This is a genomic window from Luteimonas sp. MJ250, assembly GCF_039548455.1.
Taxonomy (GTDB): Bacteria; Pseudomonadota; Gammaproteobacteria; order Xanthomonadales; family Xanthomonadaceae; genus Luteimonas.
In genome coordinates this window covers 203,135-225,271 of record NZ_JBCLVB010000015.1, presented here as the reverse complement: position 1 = coordinate 225,271, position 22,137 = coordinate 203,135, and the positions used below count along the sequence as shown (strand labels likewise).

General features: G+C 69.1%; 16 protein-coding genes. 9 read left to right on the top strand and 7 right to left on the bottom strand.

The window, feature by feature from the left end:
- The first annotated feature begins 68 nt into the window (after positions 1–68).
- Positions 69–500 carry a hypothetical protein gene (locus WCE37_RS13610; protein ID WP_343279826.1) on the top strand — a complete coding sequence of 144 codons (432 nt, stop codon included), beginning with the start codon at positions 69–71 and terminating at the stop codon, positions 498–500.
- Between the two features lie 135 nt (positions 501–635).
- Positions 636–2,009, top strand: coding sequence for a DNA recombination protein RmuC (rmuC, locus tag WCE37_RS13605; RefSeq protein ID WP_343279825.1), 1,374 nt, complete (start codon positions 636–638; stop codon positions 2,007–2,009).
- A 32-nt stretch (positions 2,010–2,041) separates the two neighbouring features.
- On the opposite strand, the gene WCE37_RS13600 is transcribed toward rmuC, so the two are convergent.
- The 6 genes from WCE37_RS13600 to WCE37_RS13575 form a co-directional block, all read right to left on the bottom strand.
- Positions 2,042–3,151 carry an MlaA family lipoprotein gene (locus WCE37_RS13600; protein WP_343279824.1) on the bottom strand — a complete coding sequence of 370 codons (1,110 nt, stop codon included), beginning with the start codon at positions 3,149–3,151 and terminating at the stop codon, positions 2,042–2,044.
- Positions 3,152–3,164: 13 nt separating this feature from the next.
- The gene (locus WCE37_RS13595) at positions 3,165–3,464 is read right to left on the bottom strand and encodes an STAS domain-containing protein (protein WP_343279823.1); all 300 of its coding nucleotides are present in this window, start codon (positions 3,462–3,464) and stop codon (positions 3,165–3,167) included.
- A complete protein-coding gene (locus WCE37_RS13590; protein ID WP_343279822.1) occupies positions 3,448–4,116 on the bottom strand; it encodes an ABC transporter substrate-binding protein in 669 nt (222 codons plus the stop codon). Before WCE37_RS13590 ends, WCE37_RS13595 begins: the two co-directional genes overlap by 17 nt.
- Positions 4,113–4,658 (bottom strand): outer membrane lipid asymmetry maintenance protein MlaD, encoded by a 546-nt coding sequence (mlaD, locus tag WCE37_RS13585; RefSeq protein ID WP_343255222.1) that lies wholly within the window; start codon positions 4,656–4,658, stop codon positions 4,113–4,115. The genes WCE37_RS13590 and mlaD overlap by 4 nt, the downstream gene beginning before the upstream one ends.
- 64 nt (positions 4,659–4,722) lie before the next feature.
- Entirely contained in the window at positions 4,723–5,472 is a 750-nt protein-coding gene (locus WCE37_RS13580) for an MlaE family lipid ABC transporter permease subunit (RefSeq protein WP_343279821.1), read from the bottom strand.
- Complete coding sequence (locus WCE37_RS13575; RefSeq protein ID WP_343279820.1) at positions 5,472–6,287, bottom strand: ATP-binding cassette domain-containing protein; 816 nt, start codon at positions 6,285–6,287, stop codon at positions 5,472–5,474. Before WCE37_RS13575 ends, WCE37_RS13580 begins: the two co-directional genes overlap by 1 nt.
- Before the next feature lie 285 nt (positions 6,288–6,572).
- Between WCE37_RS13575 and WCE37_RS13570 the strand changes: the two genes are divergently transcribed.
- From WCE37_RS13570 to WCE37_RS13540, 7 genes are all read left to right on the top strand, one after another.
- Entirely contained in the window at positions 6,573–7,025 is a 453-nt protein-coding gene (locus WCE37_RS13570) for a hypothetical protein (protein WP_343255219.1), read from the top strand.
- Complete coding sequence (gene recC, locus WCE37_RS13565) at positions 7,022–10,447, top strand: exodeoxyribonuclease V subunit gamma (RefSeq protein WP_343279819.1); 3,426 nt, start codon at positions 7,022–7,024, stop codon at positions 10,445–10,447. Before WCE37_RS13570 ends, recC begins: the two co-directional genes overlap by 4 nt.
- Positions 10,444–14,307, top strand: coding sequence for an exodeoxyribonuclease V subunit beta (locus WCE37_RS13560; RefSeq protein ID WP_343279818.1), 3,864 nt, complete (start codon positions 10,444–10,446; stop codon positions 14,305–14,307). The genes recC and WCE37_RS13560 overlap by 4 nt, the downstream gene beginning before the upstream one ends.
- Before the next feature lie 32 nt (positions 14,308–14,339).
- Complete coding sequence (gene recD, locus WCE37_RS13555; protein ID WP_343279847.1) at positions 14,340–16,148, top strand: exodeoxyribonuclease V subunit alpha; 1,809 nt, start codon at positions 14,340–14,342, stop codon at positions 16,146–16,148.
- Between the two features lie 323 nt (positions 16,149–16,471).
- The gene (locus WCE37_RS13550) at positions 16,472–17,170 is read left to right on the top strand and encodes a hypothetical protein (protein WP_343279817.1); all 699 of its coding nucleotides are present in this window, start codon (positions 16,472–16,474) and stop codon (positions 17,168–17,170) included.
- A 2-nt stretch (positions 17,171–17,172) separates the two neighbouring features.
- Complete coding sequence (locus WCE37_RS13545; RefSeq protein WP_343279846.1) at positions 17,173–18,714, top strand: Eco57I restriction-modification methylase domain-containing protein; 1,542 nt, start codon at positions 17,173–17,175, stop codon at positions 18,712–18,714.
- On the top strand, positions 18,711–21,248 hold the full coding sequence (locus WCE37_RS13540) for a GIY-YIG nuclease family protein (RefSeq protein ID WP_343279816.1): 2,538 nt from the start codon (positions 18,711–18,713) through the stop codon (positions 21,246–21,248). The genes WCE37_RS13545 and WCE37_RS13540 overlap by 4 nt, the downstream gene beginning before the upstream one ends.
- Before the next feature lie 171 nt (positions 21,249–21,419).
- Here WCE37_RS13540 and WCE37_RS13535 read toward each other — a convergent pair whose 3' ends face one another.
- Positions 21,420–21,713 (bottom strand): hypothetical protein, encoded by a 294-nt coding sequence (locus WCE37_RS13535; RefSeq protein WP_343279815.1) that lies wholly within the window; start codon positions 21,711–21,713, stop codon positions 21,420–21,422.
- Positions 21,714–22,137: the final 424 nt, after the last annotated feature.

Sequence of the window (22,137 nt, the reverse complement as noted above, 5' to 3'; positions counted from 1 at the left end):
TTGAGAATGGGCGGGCACTGATCGCAACTTCCGCGCACGCCGCGGGCCCTGAAGCCGGCCGCTGGTCGATGTCGCTGATCGGCGGCGTGGACGTGCCCGTCAACGGCGATGTCCACGATGGCGCCACCGCGATCGTGCCCGATCTCGGCCCGCTCAACCCCGCCCTCGCCGGCGTCGATGCCGAGCTGCGCATCGGCGCGCGCGTCGGCGCGACCCGCGTCGACGAGATCCGGGCCACGTTCGAGATCCCCGACGCCGGCATCACCATCGCCGATGCGCCGTTCAACGACTCGGGCTGGCTGGCCAGCGGCGGCCTGGACGTGGGCGTGATCGTGCCCTTCGGCGAGACCTTCAGCATGACCCTGGCCAGCGGCGTTCGTTACACCGCTGACCTGAAGGACGATGACAGCGCGATCGGTGGCCTGGGCCTGGCCACGATCAACGACACCGGCAGCCGCTTCTCGGTGCCGGTGACGCTTTCGGCACGCTGGGACTTCTGAGCGTGCCGGCGTACCCGCCGGCCGGGTGACTGTCGGCGGGTACGCACTCTCAACGCGGCAGATGCCGCGAATGCAGCAGTGCGATCGCGCCGATGAGGTCGCAGGGCATGCGACCGCGTTGGCTACACTGGGCGGATGGAAATCCAGACCTTGTTGATCCTCGTGCTGGCGGCGGTGTCGCTGGCCCTCGTGTTGCTTTTGGTCCTGCTGCTGCGGCGGCCCGAGGCGGGGCTGGTGGCGCTGCGCCAGGAGCTGGAAGAAGCGCTGCGCTCGGAGCAGCGTGACGGTCGTGGGGAGCTGAGGCTGCAGCTCGACAGCCTGGGCATGGCGCAGGGCCAGCGCATCGATGGCTTCGGCGCGAGATTGACCGAATTCAGTGCGCGCACCGACCAGCGCCTCGACGTGCTGCGCGAAGCGCTGGGCGAGGACGCGCGCAAGGCGCGCAGCGAGGGCGCCGAGGCGCAGCAGCGCTTCGCCGACCAGCTGGGCCAGCGCCTGGGCGAGCTCACCCAGCGCAACGAGCAGCGCATCGGCGAGATGCGCGCCACCCTGGAGTCGCAGCTGAAGTCGCTGCAGGCCGACAACGCGCAGAAGCTGGAGCAGATGCGCGAGACCGTGGACGAAAAGCTGCAGACCACGCTGGAGGCGCGCCTGGGCGCGTCGTTCAAGCTGGTGTCCGAGCGCCTGGAGCAGGTGCAGCGCGGCCTGGGCGAGATGCAGGAGCTGGCCACCGGCGTCGGCGACCTCAAGCGCGTGCTGGGCAACGTCAAGACCCGAGGCATCTTTGGCGAGGTGCAGCTGGCCGGCCTGCTGGAGCAGGTGCTGACCATCGGCCAGTACGAGACCAACTGTGCCACCGTGCCCGGAAGCGGCGACCGGGTGGAGTTCGCGATCCGCCTGCCCGGCACGCAGCCGGGGCAGCCGATCCTGCTGCCGATCGACGCCAAGTTCCCGCGCGAGGACTACGAGCGCCTGCTCGATGCCCAGGACCGCGCCGATCCCGAGGCCGCAGTGCAGGCGGCGACCGCGCTTGAACGCCAGGTACGGACGGAAGCCAAGCGCATCCGCGACAAGTACCTGGCGCCGCCGCACACCACCGACTTCGCCCTGCTGTTCCTGCCCACCGAAGGCCTGTACGCCGAAGTGCTGCGCCGGCCGGGGCTGTTCGAGGCGCTGCAGCGCGATTTCCGCGTGACCCTGGTCGGGCCGACCACGCTGCTGGCCTTGCTCAACAGCCTGCAGATGGGCTTCCGCACGCTGGCGATCGAGCAGCGCTCAAGCGAGGTCTGGCAGCTGCTGGGCGCGGTGAAAAGCGAGTTCGGCAAGTTCGCCACGGTGCTGGAGCGGGCGCACGGCCAGCTGGACACGGTGCAGAACAGCATCAAGCAGGCGGGCGTGCGCACGCGGGCGATCGAGCGACAGCTGAAGGGCGTGGAGTCGCTGCCGGGAGAGGAGGCGCGGGAATTGTTGGGGGATGCGGGGAGCAGCGGGGACGACGCGGCGGTGTGAATCGCCGCTATAGCGGCTCCCGCAAGTGCGGGTCAGTTGGGGGAGGAGCCGGGGATGATCGGCATCACGTCCACGGGAACGGTGGGGTTGGCTTCGTCGTCCAGCAGATAGTCGGGAAGGCCGTCCTGGTCCTGGCGGATGCGGTCGCCGTGGATCTGGTAGCTGCGGCGCTGCATCCAGGCGTCGCGCACCAAGGCGTACTCGTCTTCCGCGCCTTCGCGCAGGCGGTCGACGGCGAACAGCTGGGTGCGCAGGTCGACCAGCTGAAGGCCCTGCAGGCCGATGCGCACGGTGTCGTCGTCGACCTGGCGCAAGGGCGAGACCTGGCCGTCGCCAACCAGGCCGAACACGTCGCGCACGGTGCGCGGGCCGAACAGCGGCAGCTCGACGAAGCGCGACCTTTCCCAGCCCCAGACGCCCAGGGTCTGGCCGAAATCCTCGCTGCGGTTGGGGATGTTCATGCGCGAGGCCGGATCGAACAGGCCGGCGACGCCCAGGGTGGCATTGACCAGAAAGCGGCCCAGCGACTGCCCGGCCTGCTTCGGCTTGCCCTGCAGCAGCGCGTTGAGGGCGCTGACCGGCTGGCCGAGGTTGTTGAAGAAGTTGCCCACACCCAGCCGCACCGGACGCGGCGCCACCTTCATGTAGGCGCGCGCCAGCGGCTCGGCGACGGTCCGGTCGATGGCCATGTTGAAAGCGTGCACGCGCCGGTTCCAGCCTTCCCACGGGTCGGCGCTCGCGCCCGGAAGCTGTGCGGGCGCGGGGAGGGTCGGGTCGGCGATCGGATCGTAGACCTGGGTGCCGTACAGGGCGGCGTAGTCGAGCTCGGCCTCGGTGGGTGCGTTGGGGATGGTGCCGTTGGCTTCGAAGCCGTCGCCGCTTGCGGCGGCCGCGGCGGAATCGATGCTGGAGCCGGAGGCGCTGACAGTGTCGACATCTGCGGTGCCTGCTGCCGGGTCGACCACCGTCGCCGGATCTGCGGCCACCGCTGGTGCGACGGCCGCGTGCGGAGCAGCGGGCGTCGAAGGTCCGATTGGCGCGTCGGCGCGCGGCGCGGTGCCGGCACATGCGGCCAGCATCGCGAAGGCCAATGCGAGCGCGGCCGCGCGCAGTCGGGAATGGGGTTGGCTGTCCGTGCGCATACGTGCTCGCTGTCTAGGAGGCGAAGCCGAGCGCCGCATCAAGCCGATAGGCTGCGCGCAGGTCGGCCAGGTCGGGCGGTGTACCCGCCATTTCAATGGCGCCGCCTTGCCCGGTGGCCTTGGCCAGGACGGAAAGCAGCGCCAACCCGGCGCTGTCGAGCCGGGTCACCGCGGTGATGTCCAGGCTGCGCGCGCCCGCCGCCTGCGGCGCTGCGGCGCGCCACAGCGCGGGCACGGCTTCGCGCACGACGGCGCCGCTGACGCGCAGCGCGTCGCCATCGCGGCGCACGCCGGGCTCAGTTGGTGCCGGCATCGGCCTGTACGCGGCCGGCGCTCAGGTCGGCCGCAACCGCACGGATCGACTTGCGCGACAGCGGTGTGTCGAACTGCTGGCGGAACGTCTGCACGAAGGACACGCCTTCGACCATCACGTCGAACACACGCCAGCCGTCGGCCGTCTTGCGCATCAGGTAGTCGACCGGGATCGGCTCGCCGCCCGAGCGCAGCATCTCGCTGGAGACCTTCACGCCCAGGCCGCGCGGCAGCGGAGTTTCCGACTTCACGCGCGCGCGCAGCTGGGTGTTGAAATCGAGCAGCGAGCTGCCGTAGCGGCGCATCAGGCTTTCGGCCAGCGCATCGGCGAACACCTTGACGTCGGCGTCGCTGGCGCCGCGGCCGTGGCGGCCCAGCACCTGGCGCGCGGAGTAGTCGCGGTCGAACATCTGGTCGAATTCGCTGGTGATGAAGGCCTGGAGCTTGCCGCGGTCGGCGCTGAACTCGGCGCGGCGCGATTCCAGCGTGGAGAGCACGCGCTGGCTGTTGTCGAGCACCAGCTTGCTGGGCGATTCGCCCTGGGTGGTGGCGGCTGCGGGCTTGGCGGCCGGGGCCTGGGCCAGCGCGGAAAACGGCGCCGCGGCAAGGATGGCCGAGGCCAGCACGAGGGGAAGCAGGGGGCGGACGGTCATGGGGTGATCTCCGTGGGGGACGGGGTGTCTTCGGCGGCGGGTGCCGGCACGCTGGTGCCATCACCGGCAGCGCCATCATTGCCACCGCCGCTGAACATGTACTTGCCGACCATCTGCATCAGGTCGACGGCGGGCTGGGTGTAGACCAGTTCCTCGCCGGGCGCGAACACTTCCATGTCGCCGCCGGGCTGCAGGCCAACGTAGCTTTCGCCAAGCAAGCCGCCTGTGAGGATCTGCGCCGAGGTGTCGATCGGGATCTCGTTGAAGCGGTTGTCGATCGCCAGGGTCACGATGGTGTCGAACTTCACCGGATCAAGGTCGATCCCTGAAACGCTGCCGATCGTCACCCCGCCGACCTTGACCGGCGCGTTGGGGCGCAGCTGGCCGAGATTGGTGAAACGCGCGGTCAGCTCGTAGCTGTCGCGCGCGAAGCCGAACTTGCCGTTGGTCGATGCCACGGCCAGCACCAGCACGGAGGCGAGCGCCAGCAGCAGGAAGGCGCCGACGGCGAATTCGAGTCTTGGGCCACGGGATGTATTCATAGGGGACATACCTTTGAAAAGCTTTCCTGCCGCGCAGATCCGAGGCAAATGCTCTTTCCGCGGCTCATCGGAACAGCAGCGCGGAGAGGACGAAGTTGAACATCAGCACCAGCAAGGAAGCGTTGACGACGGCGCGGGTGGTGGCGACCGAGGTGCCTTCGATGGTCGGTTCGGCGTGGAAGCCGACGTAGGCCGCGACCAGGGCCGCGGTGCCGCCGAAGACGGCCGATTTCATGAACGCGACCAGGAAGTCGTCGCGGAAATCGACCACGTCGCGCATGGTCTGCCAGAAGGTGCCGTTGTCGACGCCGAGGATCTGCACGGCCTCGAACCAGCTCGCCGTCAGGGCCAGGCTGACAAAGAACGCGGTCAGCAGTGGCACGCAGATCACCGCCGCCCAGAAGCGCGGGGCGACCGCCTTGGCGATCGGGTCGATGGCCATCAGGCCCAGGGCCTGGATCTGGTCGGTGGCGCGCATCAGGGCGAGCTCGGCGGCGATCGACGAGCCGGCGCGGCCGATGAACAGCAGCGCGGTCAGCACCGGCGCCAGCTCGCGGTACAGGCCGAGGCCGATCAGCACGCTGACCTGGTTGGAGGCGCCGTAGGTTTCCAGCGCGCGGTAGCCCAGCAGGGTCAGGGACAGGCCGACGAAGGCGCCGCCCACGGCGATGATCGGCAGCGAGCGCGCGCCGATCTTGTAGATCTCGCGCACGAGCTCGGTGAAGAAATCGCGGGTGGGCTTCGAGGCTGCGAACACCGACAGAGAGAACAGGCCGGCGCGGCCGAGGGAGCGGATGCTGGAGACAACAGGCATCAGGAGGCCCCGGCAATGGACGACGCGGCCGAGGCCGGATCGAACGCGATCGGGCCGTCGGGCTCGCCGCGCAGGAACTGGCGCAGCAGCGGGTCGTCGCTGGATTCAAGCTCGGCCGGCTTGCCGGCGAAGACGATGCCGCGGTTGGCGGTGACCAGCACCTGGTCGGCGATCGGCAGCGTCTCGCGCACGTGGTGGCTGACGATGATGCTGGTCATGCCGAGGGTGGCGTTGAGGCGCGCGATCAGCGACATGATCACGCCGGACGCGATCGGGTCGAGGCCGGTCAGCGGCTCGTCGTAGAGCATCAGCGGCGGATCGAGCGCGATCGCCCGCGCCAGCGCCACGCGGCGCGCCATGCCGCCGGAGAGCTCGCGCGGGTACAGGTCGGCGGCGGTGCGCAGGCCCACGGCGTGCAGCTTCATCAGCACCAGTTGTTCGATGACCGGCGCCGGCAGCTTCGTGTGCGCGCGCAGCGGCAGTGCGACGTTCTCGCCGGCGGTGAGGTCGGTGAGCAGGCCATTGCCCTGCAGCAGCACGCCGATGCCCTTGCGCAGCTCGAGCAGCTCGCGATGGCGGCGCGGCACCGGCTGGCCGAAGACCTCCACCGTGCCCGCGGCCGGCACCAGCTCGCCGGTCAGCGCGGCGAGCAGGGTGGACTTGCCGCTGCCCGAGGGGCCGAGGATCGCGGTGATGCTGCCGCGCGGGACCACCAGGTCGATGTCGTCCAGGATGGTGCGCGCACCGCGGTCCAGTCGCACGCCGAAGAGGCGGACGGCGGGATCGTGCGTAGCGGATGACGCGACCTGGGGCATGGGACCTGAAGGGAGCGGGCGGGGGAATGCGATGCGCAGAACCGGCGAAGCATCGCCCGGAGCGGCTGAACTGGGGGCGAAGCAGGGTCTGGCGATTATCGCCGATCAGGATCAGCGATGCCCGGCACTGCTGCTCCCGTGGGAGCGGCTACAGCCGCGATGGCGCGCGATCGCGGCCAGATAGCCGCTCCCACAGGGGTCCTTCGCTGCGTATCACTGCCTGCGACCGGCCTGCGGCATCATGGCGGTCGGTACAGGGGGGCAGGAATGGGCGGGCTTGGGCTGGTGGCGCATCTGCGGAAGGAGTTCCGCCTCGACTGGAACGGCATCCACGGTGCGGCGCACTGGGCGCGCGTGCGCTTCCACGGTGTCTCGCTGGCCCGCGGACTCGGTCTGGACGAACGCGTGCCGGCCCTGTTCGGATTGGTGCACGACTCGCAGCGCCGCAACGACGACCACGATCCCGAACACGGGCCGCGCGCGGCGGAGTACGCCGACTGGCTGTGGCGCAAGGGCGTGATCGCCCTGGACGCGGATTCGCTGGCGCTGCTCAAGCAGGCCTGCCAGGGCCACAGCGATGGCCACGTCGATGCGCACCCCCTGGTGCAGGCGTGCTGGGATGCCGACCGGCTCGACCTCGGTCGCGTGGGCATCCGTCCGGATCCACGGCGCCTGTGCACGCCGCTTGCCAGGGATGCGGAGCGGATCGAGCGCGCGTGGCGGTGGTCGCTGCGATGAGTGGACGGTCCGATTTCCGCCTGTACCACTCGAACGCGCTGGATGTGCTCGCGGGACTGCTGTCGGCCGAGCTGCGCGTGCCGGCGCCGGGACAGGGCCTGCTCGAACCCGACGTCGTCCTGATTCCCCAGCCCGCCATGCGCCGCTGGCTGCAGGCCACGCTGGCCGAAGCGCACGGCGTGGCCGCCAACCTGGAGTTCCTGACCCCGGGTGAATTCGTGCAGCGCGCGCTGGATGCCAACGTGCCGGCGCGCGGCGAAGACCTGGACGCGGCCGCGCTGCGCTGGCGCATCCACGCGGCGCTGTCGGACCCGGCGGTGCTGCGCGATCGCGCGCTGCAGCCCATGCGTGCCTATCTGGAATCGGCGCCGGACCCGCTGAAGGCCTGGTCGCTGGCCGGCGAGCTGGCGCAGGCCTTCGAGAAGTACAAGGCCTGGCGCCGCGAGTGGCTGCTGGCCTGGGAGGCCGGCGAGGCGCCAGGCGATCCGCAGGCGGCGCTGTGGCGGCGCGTGGCCGGCGGCACGGACCACCGCGCGCGGCGCATCGATGCGTATCTGCGCGGCTTCGCGGCACCCGGCGCGCCGCTGCCCGCCGGCCTGCCGAAGCGGCTGTTCGCCTTCGCCATCCTCAACGTGTCGCCGGACGTGCTGCGCGTGATCGCGACCGTCGCGCGCGTCGGCACGCTGCATCTCTACGTGCCCTCGCCCAGCCGCGACTATTGGGGCGACCTGCAGCGCGTGCGCGGCGGTGATCCCGACGCGGCCGCCGGCGAGAACCCGCTGCTGCGCGCCTGGGGGGCGGCCGGGCGCGACTTCATGGCGGTGCTGGGCACTTACGAAGTGGTGCACCCGGACGTCGAGTTCCGCGGCGATGCCGATCCGGGCGAGGGCGGCGGCGCGCTGAAGGGCAGTCTGCTGCGGCGGCTGCAGTCGGACCTGTTCCATCGCCGGCCGTCGCCACCGCTGGCGCCAACCGCCGAGGACGCCCGTGTCCGGCTGCCGGCGCTGCGCCGCGACGACCCCAGCCTGCAGGTGCACGCCTGCCACACCCGCCTGCGCGAACTGCAGGTGCTGCACGACCAGCTGCGCGCGCTGTTCGAAGACCCGCGCTTCGATCCGCCGCTGCAGCCGCGCGACGTGGCGGTGCTGGCGCCGGACATCGATCCCTACCTGCCCTACCTTGACGCCGTCTTCGGCGGCCGCGGCCGCGGCCGCAACGAGGCCGGCTTCAACCAGGCGATTCCCTATGCCGTCGCCGACGCCAGCCCGCTGGCCGGCGAGCCTCTGGCCGACGTGTTCCTGCGCCTGCTGGCCTTGCCCGTGGCGCGCTTCGGCCTGGTGGAAACGCTGGACCTGCTGGCCAGCCCGCCGCTGGCCGAGGCCGCGCAGCTCGACGCCGCCGCCTTCGACCGCCTGCACGCCTGGCTGCACGCGGCCGGCGCGCGCTGGGGCCTGGACGCCGCGCACCGCGCGCGCCTGAATGCGCCTGCGGACGACGCCTACACTTGGGCCTTCGCGCTCGACCGCCTGCTGCTCGGCCATGCCACCGGCAGCGATGCGCCCATCACCACCGCCAGCGGCCAGGTCGTCGCACCGATGTCGGAGCTGGAAGGCAGCGCACTCGACGCCCTCGACACCCTGGTGCGGCTGCTGCGCGTGCTCGCGCGCCACGCCCGCGTGCTCGATGAAGCGCTGACGCCCGACGGCTGGCGCGAGCGCCTGCTCGGCCTGCTCGATGCGCTGCTGCCGCAGCCGCCGTCGTCACCGGCTACGCGCCGCGCGCTCGACCGATTGCGCACGCTGATCGACGATTTCGCCGCCGATGCGCGCCGCGCCGGCGTGGAGCTGCCGGTGCCGGCCGGGATCGTGCGCGCGCACTTCACCGCCGCGCTGTCGGAGGCCGACACCCGCGCGCCGCTGCTCACCGGCGGCGTCAGCATCGCGCGCATGGTGCCGATGCGCCTGCTGCCGTTCCGCGCGATCTGCCTCTTGGGCATGGACGACGGCGAGTTCCCGCGCCGCGATCCCGCCGGTGGCCTGGACCGCCTCACCGCGGATCTCGCCGGCGGCCAGCGCCGCCAGGGCGACCGCTCCACGCGCGACGACGACCGCTTCCTGTTCCTGCAGCTGTTCACCGCCGCCCAGGACGTGTTCTACGTCAGCTACCAGGGCGCCGACCCGCGCGACGGCAGCGTGCGCGAGCCGTCGGTGCTGGTGGCGGACCTGCTGGCGGCGGTTGATGCGCAGCACGTGCCGGAGGCGAAGGCCGGGGACGCGTTGGTGGTGAGGCATCCGCTGCAGCCGTTCGCACCAGCGGCGTTTGGTGGCGAGGACGAGCCGCGGCGGTTCTCGTACAGCGCGCAGTGGTGGCCGGCGGCGGCGCAGCCGTTCGCGCGGCGGCAGGCGCTGCCGGCGTGGTTCGTTGGCCAGGCGTTGCCGCTACTGGAGGAGGGCGACGGTGGTGGCGCACATCAAGAACCCGCCACGCTGTCCCTCGACGCCTTGCGCCGCTTCCTGCAGGCACCGGCCGATGTCTTCCTGCGTGAGCGGCTCGGGCTGCGCCTGGCCGAGGTCGAGGAGATCGACGAAGACGTGGAGCCGCTGCTCGCGCCCAGCCGCGGCCTGGAGCGCGTGGCGCTGCAGAAGGCGGTGTTCGAAGCCGTGCTGCGCGGTGGCGAGGATGCGGCCACGCACGCGCTGCTGCGCGCCCGCGGCCTGCTGCCGTCGGGCCCGCTGGGGCGCCGCGCGCTGGAGCAGGTGCGCGCCCAGCTCGACCCCTACGCGCAGGCCTTCGCTGCCTGGCGCGGCGATGCCGAGGCCGAAGCGCCGCGCCTCGAAGTGTCGCTGAGCGACGTCACGCTGCAGGGTCGGTTGGCCGATGCCTATGCGCACGGCTTGGCGCGCGTGCGCTTCGATCCGCCCACCGGCCAGTCGGCGATCCGCAACGGCCTGGACTGGCTGCTGGCGAGCGCTGCCGGCCTCGACACGCCGCTGGTCGAATTCCATGACGACAAGGATCGCGGCGTCGGCCCGCACCTGCGCGAGGCGCTCGATCCCGCGCAGGCGCGCAAGCTGCTGCGCATGCTCATCGCCCTGCGCGATACCGGCCTGCGCCAGCCGCTGCCGTTCGCGCCCTACAGCGGCTGGGAGCTGTTCAAGGCCGGCGACATGCGCAAGGGCCTCGAGGCTGCGGCCAAGAAATGGCACGGCAGTGATTTCAGCTGGGCGGAAAGCAGTGGTGAAGCGCTGCGGCTCGCCTTGCGCGGGCGCGACCCCTTCAGCGACGACGCGACCCAGGTGGCCTTTATCGATCTGGCGATGGGCATCTACCTGGCGGTGGTGCGCGGTGAGCTGTACGCGGGCACCGACCCGGCGGCGCTGCGTGCGATCGCGGATGCGCTGGACCTGGAGGAGGCGGAATGAGCGCGGAAACCGACCCCTACCTCGACCTCGCGCTCGACGGCGTCCATGCCATCGAAGCCTCGGCGGGTACCGGCAAGACTTTCACCCTCGCCACGCTCGTGGTGCGCTTGGTGGTCGAAGGCGGCCTGCGCGTGGGCCAGGTGCTGGCCGTGACCTTCACCGAAGCCGCCACCCAGGAGCTGCGCAGCCGCATCCGTGCGCGCTTGCTGCTGGCGGGCGAGCTGGTCGGCACGCCGCCCGCGACTGACGCCGCGCCCGAAGCCGCGCTCACCCGCGCCGTGCTCGATGCGCATCTCGCCCGCGGCACCGAAACGGCCGACGCCCTGCGTCGCCGCCTGCTCGCCGCGGCCAACGACATCGACCTCGCCGCGATCTTCACCATCCACGGCTTCTGCGCCCGCGTGCTGCGCGAGCACGCGCTGGAGGCCGGGCAGGCCTTCGATGCGCCCGAGCTGCTGACCAGCGACGCGCCGCTGTACGAGGCCATCGCCGCCGACCTGTGGCGCACGCATGGCAGCGACGCAGAGGCCGCCGACGACCTGCTGGCGCTGTGGCCGCAGGGTCCGGCGGCGCTGGCCGGCGACCTGCCTGACCTGGTGCGCGAGCGCACGCTGCGCCCGATGCTGTCCGAGCTCCCGGCCGATCCCGCGCCGCGCCTGCACGCCACCGGCGAGGCGCTGGCCGAGGCCTTCCGCGCGCATGGCGATGACTTCCGCGCATCGCTGGTGTCCGCGGTCGAGGGCAAGGTGCTGCATGGCGGCAGCTACAAGCCCGCCTGGATCGCAGAACTGTTCGACGCCCTGCACCAGTGGTGCCATGCCGGCGCGCGCGGCGCGCCGTTCCAGCACGCCAAGCTGCCGCAGCTCACGCGCGAGACCCTGGAACTGCGCACGGGCGTGAAGCACACCGGCAAGACGCCGGATTCGCCGCTCTGCGACACCGTCCCCCCCTATCTCGACGCCCTCGCCGCCATGGCCGAGTGGCAGGACGCCCGCCGCGTCGAGCTGCTGCACCGCCTGCGCGATGACGCCCGCCAGCGCGTCGCCCGCGCCAAACGCCAGCAGCGCGTGCAGACCTACGACGACTTGATCGACCGCGTCGCCGATGCGATCGATGGTCCGCAGGCCGCGGACCTGGTTGAACGCCTCCGTGCCCAGTACGCCGTCGCCCTGGTCGACGAGTTCCAGGACACCGATGCCCGCCAGTGGCGCATTTTTGACCATGTGTTCGGCGCCGCCAGTGCCGCGCTGCACGGCCAGGCGCCGGCGCTGTTCGTGATCGGCGATCCCAAGCAGGCGATTTACGGCTTCCGCGGCGGCGACGTCGAGACCTACCTCGCCGCGCGCGACACCGCCGACGAGGCGCCGCCGCTGTCGAGCAATTTCCGCTCGCGGCCCTCCGTGCTGCGCGCGGTCTCGGCGCTGTACGCGCAGGCGCAGGCGGCGGCTGACGAGGATGCCGCGGCGGATCCGGCGAAGAAGATCCCGCCGCCCTTCATCGACCCGCGCATCGGCTTCCGCGAAGTGCTGCCCGGCGGCGTGCGCCGCGACGATGACTTCCTCCGCGACGGCGCGCCCGCACCGGCACTCACCGTCTGGCGCGCACCCCTGCCGGACGAGGTCGACAGCAAGGGCAAGATCAAGCCCTACAAGGCCGGCCGCTCGCGCGAACTCGCCACCGCCGCCTGCGTGGCCGCCATCCACCGCGTGCTCTGCGATGCGCGCGCGGGCCAGGCCAGCATCGAAGGCCGTCCCGTGCAGCCGGGCGATATCGCCGTGCTAGTGCGCAGTCACAACGAGGCCACGCGCATCCGCCACGCCCTGGCGATGGCCGGCATCCCCGCGGTCGCCGCCGGCAAGCAGAGCCTGTTCGCCACGCACGAGGCGCGCGACCTGCACGCCCTGCTGCTCGCCCTGCTGCACGGCGCCGACGACGGCCGCCTGCGCATGGCGCTCTCGACCGTGCTGGTGGGCCTGGACGCCACCAGCATTGCCGCGATGGACGACGACGGCGAAGCCCTGCGCCACTGGCAGTTCGAAGCCCTGGCCTGGCGCGAGCGCCTGCAGCGCGGCGGCCCACTGGCCCTGGTCAATGCCCTGTGCGCCGAACATGCCGGCCGCCTGCTCGGCCTGCTCGACGGCGAGCGCCGCCTCACCAACTACCTGCAGCTGGCCGAACTGCTGCAGGACGCGCAGTCGCGCGCGCTGGGCCTGCACGGCCTGGTCGACTGGCTGGCGAACGCCATCGCCGACGCCAATGCCAACGACGAGAGCCAGCTGCTGCGCCTGGAGTCCGACGCCCGGCGCGTGCAGGTGGTGACCCTGCACAAGAGCAAGGGACTGGAATACCCGCTGGTGTTCATGCCCTTCGCCGCGATCGGCGCGCATGCGCGCAATCCCGGCCAGCGCGCCGTGGTCAATACCGAAGAGGGCCGCGTGCTGCACTGGAAGCTGCTGGCCTCGCTGTCCGGCTGGGAGGCGGCCAAGGATGCCTGGTGCCTGGCGCAGCGCGCCGAGGATGCGCGCCTGCTCTACGTCGGCCTGACCCGCGCGCGCCATGCGCTGTGGCTGGCGAGCGGGATGCTCTGCAATTACGACAAGTCGCCGCTGCGGCACATGGTGGCGAAGCCGGAGGCGCTGGTGGCTGCGTTGGGTGCGGAGGTCGTTGCGGTCGATAGCGACGAGCCGCCGGCTTCGCTGCCGTGGTTGCCGCCGGCCTCGACGGAAGCCGTGCCGCCGGCGCGCATCGCCGCGCGTTCGCTGGCCAGCGACTGGTGGGTCTACAGCTTCACCCAGCTCGCGAATGCCGAAGGGCAGGAGGACACCGCGGCCAGCGCGACGCAGCCGGCTGCCGGTGGGCAGGACGAGCCTGCGGGCGAGGTCGATGCCGGCATGGATGTGGCCATGTCGGCGGGCGCGAGCGTTGACGCGGGTGAGGGCAGGCGCGACGTCGCCGCCGCGGGCGAGGGCGCGCATGACGACGTCGCCGTCGCGGGCGAAGGCGCGGATGACCACGTCGCCGAGGGCGCTGGCATCAGCCCGCCCGACGCGCTGCATCCGGCGAGTGCCGGCGCAGCAGCCGATGGCTTCGACCCGCGCTTCGCCGGCACCCGCTTCGGCGTGGTGCTGCACGATGTGCTTGAGAACACAGACTTCGCGCGCTGGGCCGCCTGGACGCCCGGCGCGCCGGCGCCCGATGCCGACGCGGTCGACCTGATCGCCAAGCGCCTGCGCGCCGGCGGCTATCCGGCCGAAGACATCGAAGACGGCATTCGCGTGCTCACCCCGCTCATCGGCCACACGCTCACCGTGGCCCTGCCGGAAGGCGTGCGCCTGGCCGACGTGCCCGCGGACGCCCGCCGCCCGGAGATCGAATTCCAGTTTGCGCTCGCGCCCACCCGCGTCGACGCGCTGCTCGCGCTGCTGCACCGCCACGGCCTGCTCACCGCGCGCCAGGGCTTCGGCGCGCGACGCCGGCTGGAAGGCCTGATGACCGGCCTGATCGACCTCACCTATGTGCACGACGGCCGCTGGTACGTGCTCGACTACAAGTCCAACCGCCTGCCCGGTTACGGCCCCGCGCAGCTGGAGGCCGCGATGGCGCACAGCGAGTACGACCTGCAGGCGTTGATCTACACGCTGGCGCTGCATCGCTGGCTGCGTTTCCGCCTGGGCGATGCCGCTACCGGCGGCGCTTACGACTACGACCGCGACTTCGGCGGCGTGCGCTACGCGTTTTGCCGCGGGCTGGATGCCGCACGCACCGACGCGCAGGGTGTGCAGGCGTGGCGCTTCGATCCGGAACTGGTCGATGAACTCGACACGCTGTTTGCTGGCAAGGACGTGGAGGTGGAGGCATGACCACGTTGCCGCAGGAGCAAGGCGCACGCCGCATCGGCCTGCTGCAGGACCTCGTCAGGGCCGGCGCGCTGCGCACGCTCGACTACGCATTGGCGCAGAGCCTGCGCCGGCTGGATCCCGACACGCCGGACAGCGTGTTGGCCGCGGCTACGCTGGCCTCGCTCGCGGTTGCATCCGGCCACGCGGGCTTCGATCCCGCCGAGCCACGGCGCCTGGTGGATGCCGCGATCGACTGGCCCACGCCTGATGTTTGGCGCGAAGCGCTCGAAGCCTCGCGCTGGGTCGCCCGCCCGGACAGCGGCGATGCCGAATCCGCCGCCGACGCCCCGTTCGTGTACGAGCACGGCCTCCTCTACCTGCGCCGCTACCGCGAATACGAGCGCCGCCTGGCCGACGGCCTGCGCCGCATCGGCCGCGCCGTGCCGCACACAGGGGCGGCCGCAAGCGATGGCGACGACGCGCACGTCCCCGCACACATCGCGCCCCTCTTCGCCCAGCTGTTCCCCGAAGCCGCCACCACCGACGACCCCCAGTCCCGCGCCGCGGCCGCCGCGCTCCATCACCGCCTGCTGCTGGTCACCGGCGGCCCCGGCACCGGCAAGACCACCACCATCACCCGCATGCTGGTGCTGCTGGCCGCGCAGGCGCTCGAAGCCGGCGCGGCGCCCCCGCGCATCGCCCTGGCCGCGCCCACCGGCCGCGCCGCCGAACGGATGGCCGAGAGCGTGCGCAACGCCGTGCAGGCGCTGCCCGCGCTGGGCGTCGACGCGGCGCTGTGCGCGCAGCTGCCCACCACCGGCACCACCCTGCACCGCCTGCTCGGCACCATCCCGGACTCGCCGCGCTTCCGGCACCACGCCGACAACCCGCTGCCCTTCGACGTGGTGGTGGTGGACGAAGCCTCGATGATCGACCTGCCGCTGATGGCCAAGCTGGTCGAAGCCGTGCCCGACTGCGCGCGCCTGGTCCTGCTCGGCGATCCCGACCAGCTGCCGTCGGTGGAGGCGGGCGACGTGCTCGCCGGCATCCTGCGCGCGGCCGAAGCGGGCGCGGGCGGCACCGACTTCCCGGCGCGCCACATCCACCTCACCCGCGGCTACCGGCAGAGTGCGGCGCTCGACCTCGCGCCACTCGCTACCGCCGTCCGCGATGGCGACACCGCGACCGCACTGTCGCTACTGCGCGGCGGCACGCTCGCCGGCGTGCACTTCCACGAAGGCAACGCAGACCCGCTGCAGTCCCACCGCGACCACTTGCTCGCCCACTGGGCCGCGCTGGCCGACGCCACCGACCCCGCCGACGCTCTCGCGCTCGCCGGCCGCCTGCGCATCCTCACCGCCGTGCGCGAAGGCCCGCAGGGCGCGCGCGGCCTCAACGCCCGCATCGAGGACCTGCTGGCCGGGACCCGTCGTGGTGCCGGCCCCGCCACCGCCGGCAGCCGCCATTTCCATGGCCGCCTGCTCCTGGTCACCGAGAACAGCTACCGCCACCGCCTGTTCAATGGCGACATCGGCATCTGCCTCCGCGACGCCAGCGGCACGCTGATGGCGTGGTTCCCGGGCGATGACCCGCGCAACCCGCGTCCGTTCCACCCCGCCGCGCTGCCCGCGCACGACAGCGCGTTTGCCATGACCGTGCACAAGGCCCAGGGCAGCGAGTTCGACGAGGTGTGGCTGGTGCTGCCCGAACGCTACAACCGCGTGCTGTCGCGGGAGCTGGTGTACACGGGGATGACGCGGGCGCGGCGCGTATTGCATGTGGCCGGCAGCGAACCCCAGATCCGCGAAGCGTTGGCGCGGCATGCCAGCCGGTGGTCGGGAGTGCGGTGGAGGCTGGCTTAGATGTTCAGGGCGCGATCGCAGGAAAGGTTGCGGGCGGCAATCCATCGACGTCCTTGCTTGGTAAGCTATCCGGAAATCTCCAGAGGGAAAGCACAGCCGCTGTGACGGGAATAGGCGCGACCAATCCAATCGATGTCTTTGCTCCGCCAATCCTTGGTCTGTACTGAGCAATATGCCGGAAGGAATTGGGGCGTTCAGGTGGGCAAGTTCAATGAGGATTTCGGGTGACATCTGGTTTATTGCCTGAATCCGTCCTTGCACGTCGACGTGTTCAGTGCCTGGAGCACTGCGCGCGGGCTGGAGACACCGATGGAGGTTGATCAGTGAGTGCCGCCAGGACACTGGCCCCCGACCCGCGTGGCCAGATAAAGACGCGCCAGCGCGTGCGTGACCTCGCCGAGGTATTCACCCACGAGCGCGAGGTCAAAGCGATGCTGGACCTCATCCCCGACATGTTCCCGGCTGGCAGCACGAAGACAGTGGATGCGAAGTTTCTGGAGCCGGCCTGCGGTTCGGGCAACTTCCTGGAAGAAATCTTGCGGCGAAAACTCGCGGGTGTCCGCTTCGCCCGCGTCCACTTGGTGTCTCGCTACGAGCATTGGTTGCTCCGCGCGCTGGCGTCCATCTATGGCGTGGACATCTGCGCCGACAACGTGAACGAGTCGCGCCTCCGCCTGCTAGAAGTTCTGCGCTCGCATTACCACAACGACGCCAACACAATGGCGCCCAGCGAAGGGTTTGCCGCTGCCGCGCGCGCCATCGTGGCGAGCAATATCGTCCATGCCGACTTCCTCGCCGACGCATCACGCATTGAGGTGGTGGACTACCAGCCCGGGCGTGGCGGCACGTTCTTGCGGGTGTGGTCGATGCTGGATGACTCCGCAGAAGTCAGGCGCATGCCCGACCTCTTCCATCCCGAGCCCGCACCCAAACGCGACGAAGTTCCTGTCCACTACACAATGCTTGCCGCCAACGGCGAGCCCACGCGCGCATCCGAACTGGTCAATACGAAAGGGGGGTGACCATGTACGACGCCACGGGACGCAAGCAACACGTGCCCGACATCCTCGACTGCCTGGCGCAGTTGTCTAACGACGAAGTGCCCACGCCACCGAGACTGGCGCGCGCCATGCTGGACCTTCTCCCGGCGGAGGTTTGGTCCAACCCCGATTACCGCTGGCTCGACCCGTGCTGCAAGTCCGGCGCAATCCTGCGTGAAGTCGCCGCGCGGCTGCTGGCGGGGCTGGAAGCGTGGCAGCCGGATTTCGGCAAGCGCCGCGAGCACATCTTCCGCAACATGCTGTTCGGTACCTCGGTCACCGAGCTGACCGGCCAAGTGGTGCGCCGCAGCGTGTACTGCTCGCGCGATGCCTCGGGCGACCGCAGCGTCGTCCGTTTCGAGCTGCCAGCCGGCAACATTCCGTTTGTGCCGGCAAAACACGACTTTGGTCCGGACGGCAATGAGAGCAAATGCAGAATCTGCGGCGCGCCCGCCGATCTTGAACGCGGGGAGAAACGCGAGAACTACGCTTACGCCTTCATCCACGGCGCGTACCCGACCCAGGAGCTGTCCAAGATGAAATTCGATGTAATTGTCGGGAATCCGCCGTATCAGATTAACGATGGCGGACATAACGCGAGTGCGACGCCGGTCTACCACCGCTTTGTTGAGACTGCTATCAGCTTGAAACCGCGCTATGTCTTGATGATCACGCCGTCGCGTTGGTTTGCAGGCGGGAAGGGGCTCGGCGGGTTCAGGGAACGCATGCTGACGAGTGGGCAGGTGAGAAGGTTGGTCGATTATCCGAAGCTTTATGACGCATTCCCGAGCGTCAAGATTCGAGGCGGAGTGTCGTATTTTCTCTGGGATCGTAACCATCAAGGTACGGCTGCAGTCTCAACGCGTTGGAACGGTGAGCAGGTTGGGCCGGAAGTAGCCAGGCCACTCGATGAGTTCGATGTCTTCGTGCGTCGGAACGAGGCGGTGCCGATCCTGAAAAAAATTAGGGCCAAAAATGAAGCGGTTCTCAGCGAACGTGTCTCAAGTGCCAAGCCATTTGGGTTTCGAACCTTTTTCCATGGGCGAAAATCTGCCAGAAACCTCAAGGATCCGATCAAACTCTATGGTTCCCAAAGAGTGAGCTGGATCAAGCGGACCGACATCGTCGTCAATCCTGATTGGGTCGACGATTGGAAGGTATTAATGACCGCCGTCCAGGGTACGAGTGCTGCCGTCGAGACGCGGTTCCTAAGCCCTCCACTTATCGCTGCACCTGGTGAGGCCTGCACGGAGACGTACCTCGTCGCAGGTCGTTTTAGTGACAAACTGTCGGCTGAGCGCTTTGCCCTCTATCTTCGAACGCGCTTCGTCCGTTTTTTGGTGTCACTCCGCAAGGCCACGCAACATGCTACGCGCGATGTCTACAAGTTCGTTCCCGACTTGCCGATGGATCGCACTTGGACCGACAAGCTTTTGTACAAGCGATACAAGTTGACGCCGGATGAAGTCGCTTTCATCGAGTCCCAAGTGAAGGAATTGCCGGCGGATGGGAAGGACAACGCATGACCCGCCGCGTCTACGCCTACACCGTGATCGGCAAGGATGCTGAACCGTGGCGACGCAAGGTCGGCCGCGGGCTAATCGAGGGCGCCGGCCTGGTCAAAGTCGGCGAAACCACGAAACGCACCGCGCGCGAACGCATCAAGCAGCAACTCGGTACCGCCTATCCCGATCTGGAGGGCGTCAACATCCTGCTGGACGAGCCCGCCGCACGCGACGATGGCAGCCAGTTCAGCGACCGCGACGTGCACTTGGCACTGGTCGCAGCGGGCATCAAGAGGCCCGGCGGTGAGTGGTTCGAGTGCACGCTGGACGAGGTCAAGGCAGCCCTCCACACTGTCCGCACCGGCGCGGCCTTCGATGCCACCCGCACCGAATCGTTCCGGATGCGGCCGGAGCAGCAGGCCGCCGTGGACATGACGGCCGGGTATCTACGCCGGCACGCCAAAGGCAAGGCGGGCGGCACTACCAATGCGCGCGCTCCGAAGTTCCTGTGGAACGCCAAGATGCGCTTCGGCAAGACCTTCGCCACCTACCAGTTGGCGCGCGCGATGGGCTGGAAGAAAGTGCTGGTGCTCACCTACAAACCAGCGGTGCAGGCCGCCTGGCACGACGACCTGATGAACCACGTCGATTTCAAAGGCTGGCGCTTCATTGATCGGGACACGCCGATCGCCGATCGCGACACGGCCGCCGACAGCAGGGATCCGCAGGTGTGGTTCGCCTCGTTCCAGGACCTGGGCGGGCGTACAGCGGACGGCAGCATCAAGGCGCACAACGAGGCGATCCATCTGGTCGAGTGGGACTGCATTGTCATCGACGAGTACCACTTCGGTGCCTGGCGCAGCGCGGCCCGTGACCTGTACGACCCGACCGAGAAAGCACTGGCCGAGCGCGAGGAGCCAGAGGACAGCGTCACCGACGACGACCTCGGACTGTCGGGGGCGCATTACCTATACCTGTCGGGCACGCCGTTCCGCGCCATCACCAACGGTGAGTTCACCGAAGATCAGATCTTCAACTGGACCTACATCGACGAGCAGTCGGCCAAGGAATTCTGGAGCGCTGCCAACGGGTCCAATCCGTATCGCGAATTGCCGCGCATGGAGCTGTACGCCTACCGCATGGGTGAGCAGGCCGAGGCCTGGGCCGACGATGGCGAGTTCGACGGATTTTCCCTTAATGCCTACTTCAAGGCGAAGAAAGTGGACCCGGCCAGCCGCGATATCGGGCCGGGTGCCTACATGTTTGAGGATCCGGCACGGGTGTCGGAGTTTCTGCAGATGCTGCGCGGCAAGCTGGTCGAGCAGATGAAGTTGCAGGTGCTCGCGGTCGGAAAGAAGGCACCGTTTCCCTATGAATCGCCGGACTTCGCGGCTGCGGTCAAGCACACGGTCTGGTATCTGCCCGACGTGGCCGCGTGCCATGCGATGCGCGACCTGCTCAAGCTTCACAAGTATTTTGCCGATTTCGAGATCGTGGTGGCAGCTGGCAATGCCGCCGGACAGGGCGCGGACGCGCTGCCGCCGGTGGAGCTGGCCATTGAGACCGCGGTCAGGAGCCACAAGGCCGGGTCGATCACGCTGTCATGCGGCAAGTTGCTGACCGGGGTAACGGTGCCGGAGTGGAGCGCGATCTTCATGCTGCGCTCGCTGAAGTCGCCAGAATCGTATTTCCAGGCCGCCTTTCGCGTGCAGTCGCCGTGGGCACAGCGTGATGCCGAAGGAAATCTCGAAGTCAGGAAGGACACCTGCTACGTCTTCGAGTTCGACCCCAACCGTGCGTTGCAGCTGGTGGCCGAATACGGCATCCGTCTGGGCTCGACCGGCGAGGTCAAGCCGGCCGACGCGGTGGGCCAGCTGATCAACTACCTGCCGATCTTCGCGTTTGAAGGCGGGCAGATGCACCAGCTGGATGCGCAGGCAGTGATGGACTGGGCCACAGCTGGCATTGGCGCGTCGGCGCTGGCCGCGCGCTGGAACTCGCCGTTGCTGGTGGAAGTGAACGAGCACACCTTGAATGCGGTGCTCGATCATTCTGACCTGCTGGCGACGCTGGAACAGATCGAGGATTTCCGCGCGCTGGCGCAGAACGCCCAGCAAGTCGTCACATCGACTAAAAAGCTCAAGAAGGCGAAGCGCGAACAGGGTGGGGAGCTGGACCCGGGCCAGAAGAGGGAGCAGTCGGATACCGCGAAAAAGCGCAAGGAAATCCGGGAGAAGCTGCAGAAGTTCCTCGCCCGCATCCCGGTCTTCATGTACGTAACCGATTTTCGCGAGGAAGCGCTCAAGGATGTGATCGAGTCGCTGGACTCGGCTTTGTTCGAGCGGGTGACGGGGCTGACGGTCGCAGACTTCCAACTATTGAGCCGGCTGGGCTTGTTCAACGCCCAAAACATGAACGCCGCGATCTACCAGTTCAAGGCATTCGAGGACGCCAGCCTGCACTACGCTGACGAACACCAGCCCGGTGCGCGCGAGATGCGCATGGGGCTTTGGGATCGGATCGTTCCAGTCCGGGTTGCGGAAGATCAACCATGAACAGAAGCGGTGTTAGGTCCACCTTCTGGCATGCCCATCGCCGTCCTGCCCTTGAACCGGCAGCTTGGTGCCGAAGGCGGCACCGGACCCGCTGAGCTCAGGCGCCTCAGCGAAGCGGCAGCGACGGCGCTACCGCGTCGGGCCACCGCAGACACCAGCGTCTACTTCTCCTCAAGCTGGGTCGCGCGCGAACCAGGCGTCGCTGTCGGCACGCATGGCCTCTGGGGCGGGCAGCGCGCTGCGGCACAGAATCACGTCACGCGCCAGCCAAGCCTGAGCATAGAGCATGTTGAACGTGTAGTACTGGTCCTGCATGCCGAGATAGACCAGCCTCGGTTTGTCGATCCAGAGCACGCCCTTGTACAGCTTCCGGGGGTACAGGCGGTTGCTGGTACGCAGGATCGGTTCGTCGGACAGTAAAGGGAAGTGGCGCTGGTGGCTGGTGCACAGGATGATCGCGTCCACGTCCTGGCTTTGGGGAATTGGACTCCAGATCGCCGTGCTACTCAAAACCGGGGGGCGTAGCCTCGAGACGAACTGCCATTTGACTTTCCTGCGCATGGGACATCCCCCAAGAGAGCTGACAGCTTACTGCGGCGGCTATGCGTTCCCCTTCCAGTTGAGCGCCTCTCACGGCCGCAGTGTCCGGCTGGGCGCTGTGACTTTAGCGTAGCTTGTGGGGCAGAAATCTTGGTGCGCCATGGAGGAGCGGGTGTCGCTAGTGACGGGGGCGGCGCACTATGCAATCCTCGGAGGTCGGGGAATAGATGCTTAGGAGGGGGGGATGCCAATAGGGAACGTAGGCGGTGGCGGGCGGCGGCGTACGAAAAAATCGCTGCGAGCGTTGCGGAACAGGAAAAAGGCCCGCCGCGCGAAAGTTCCTTATCTG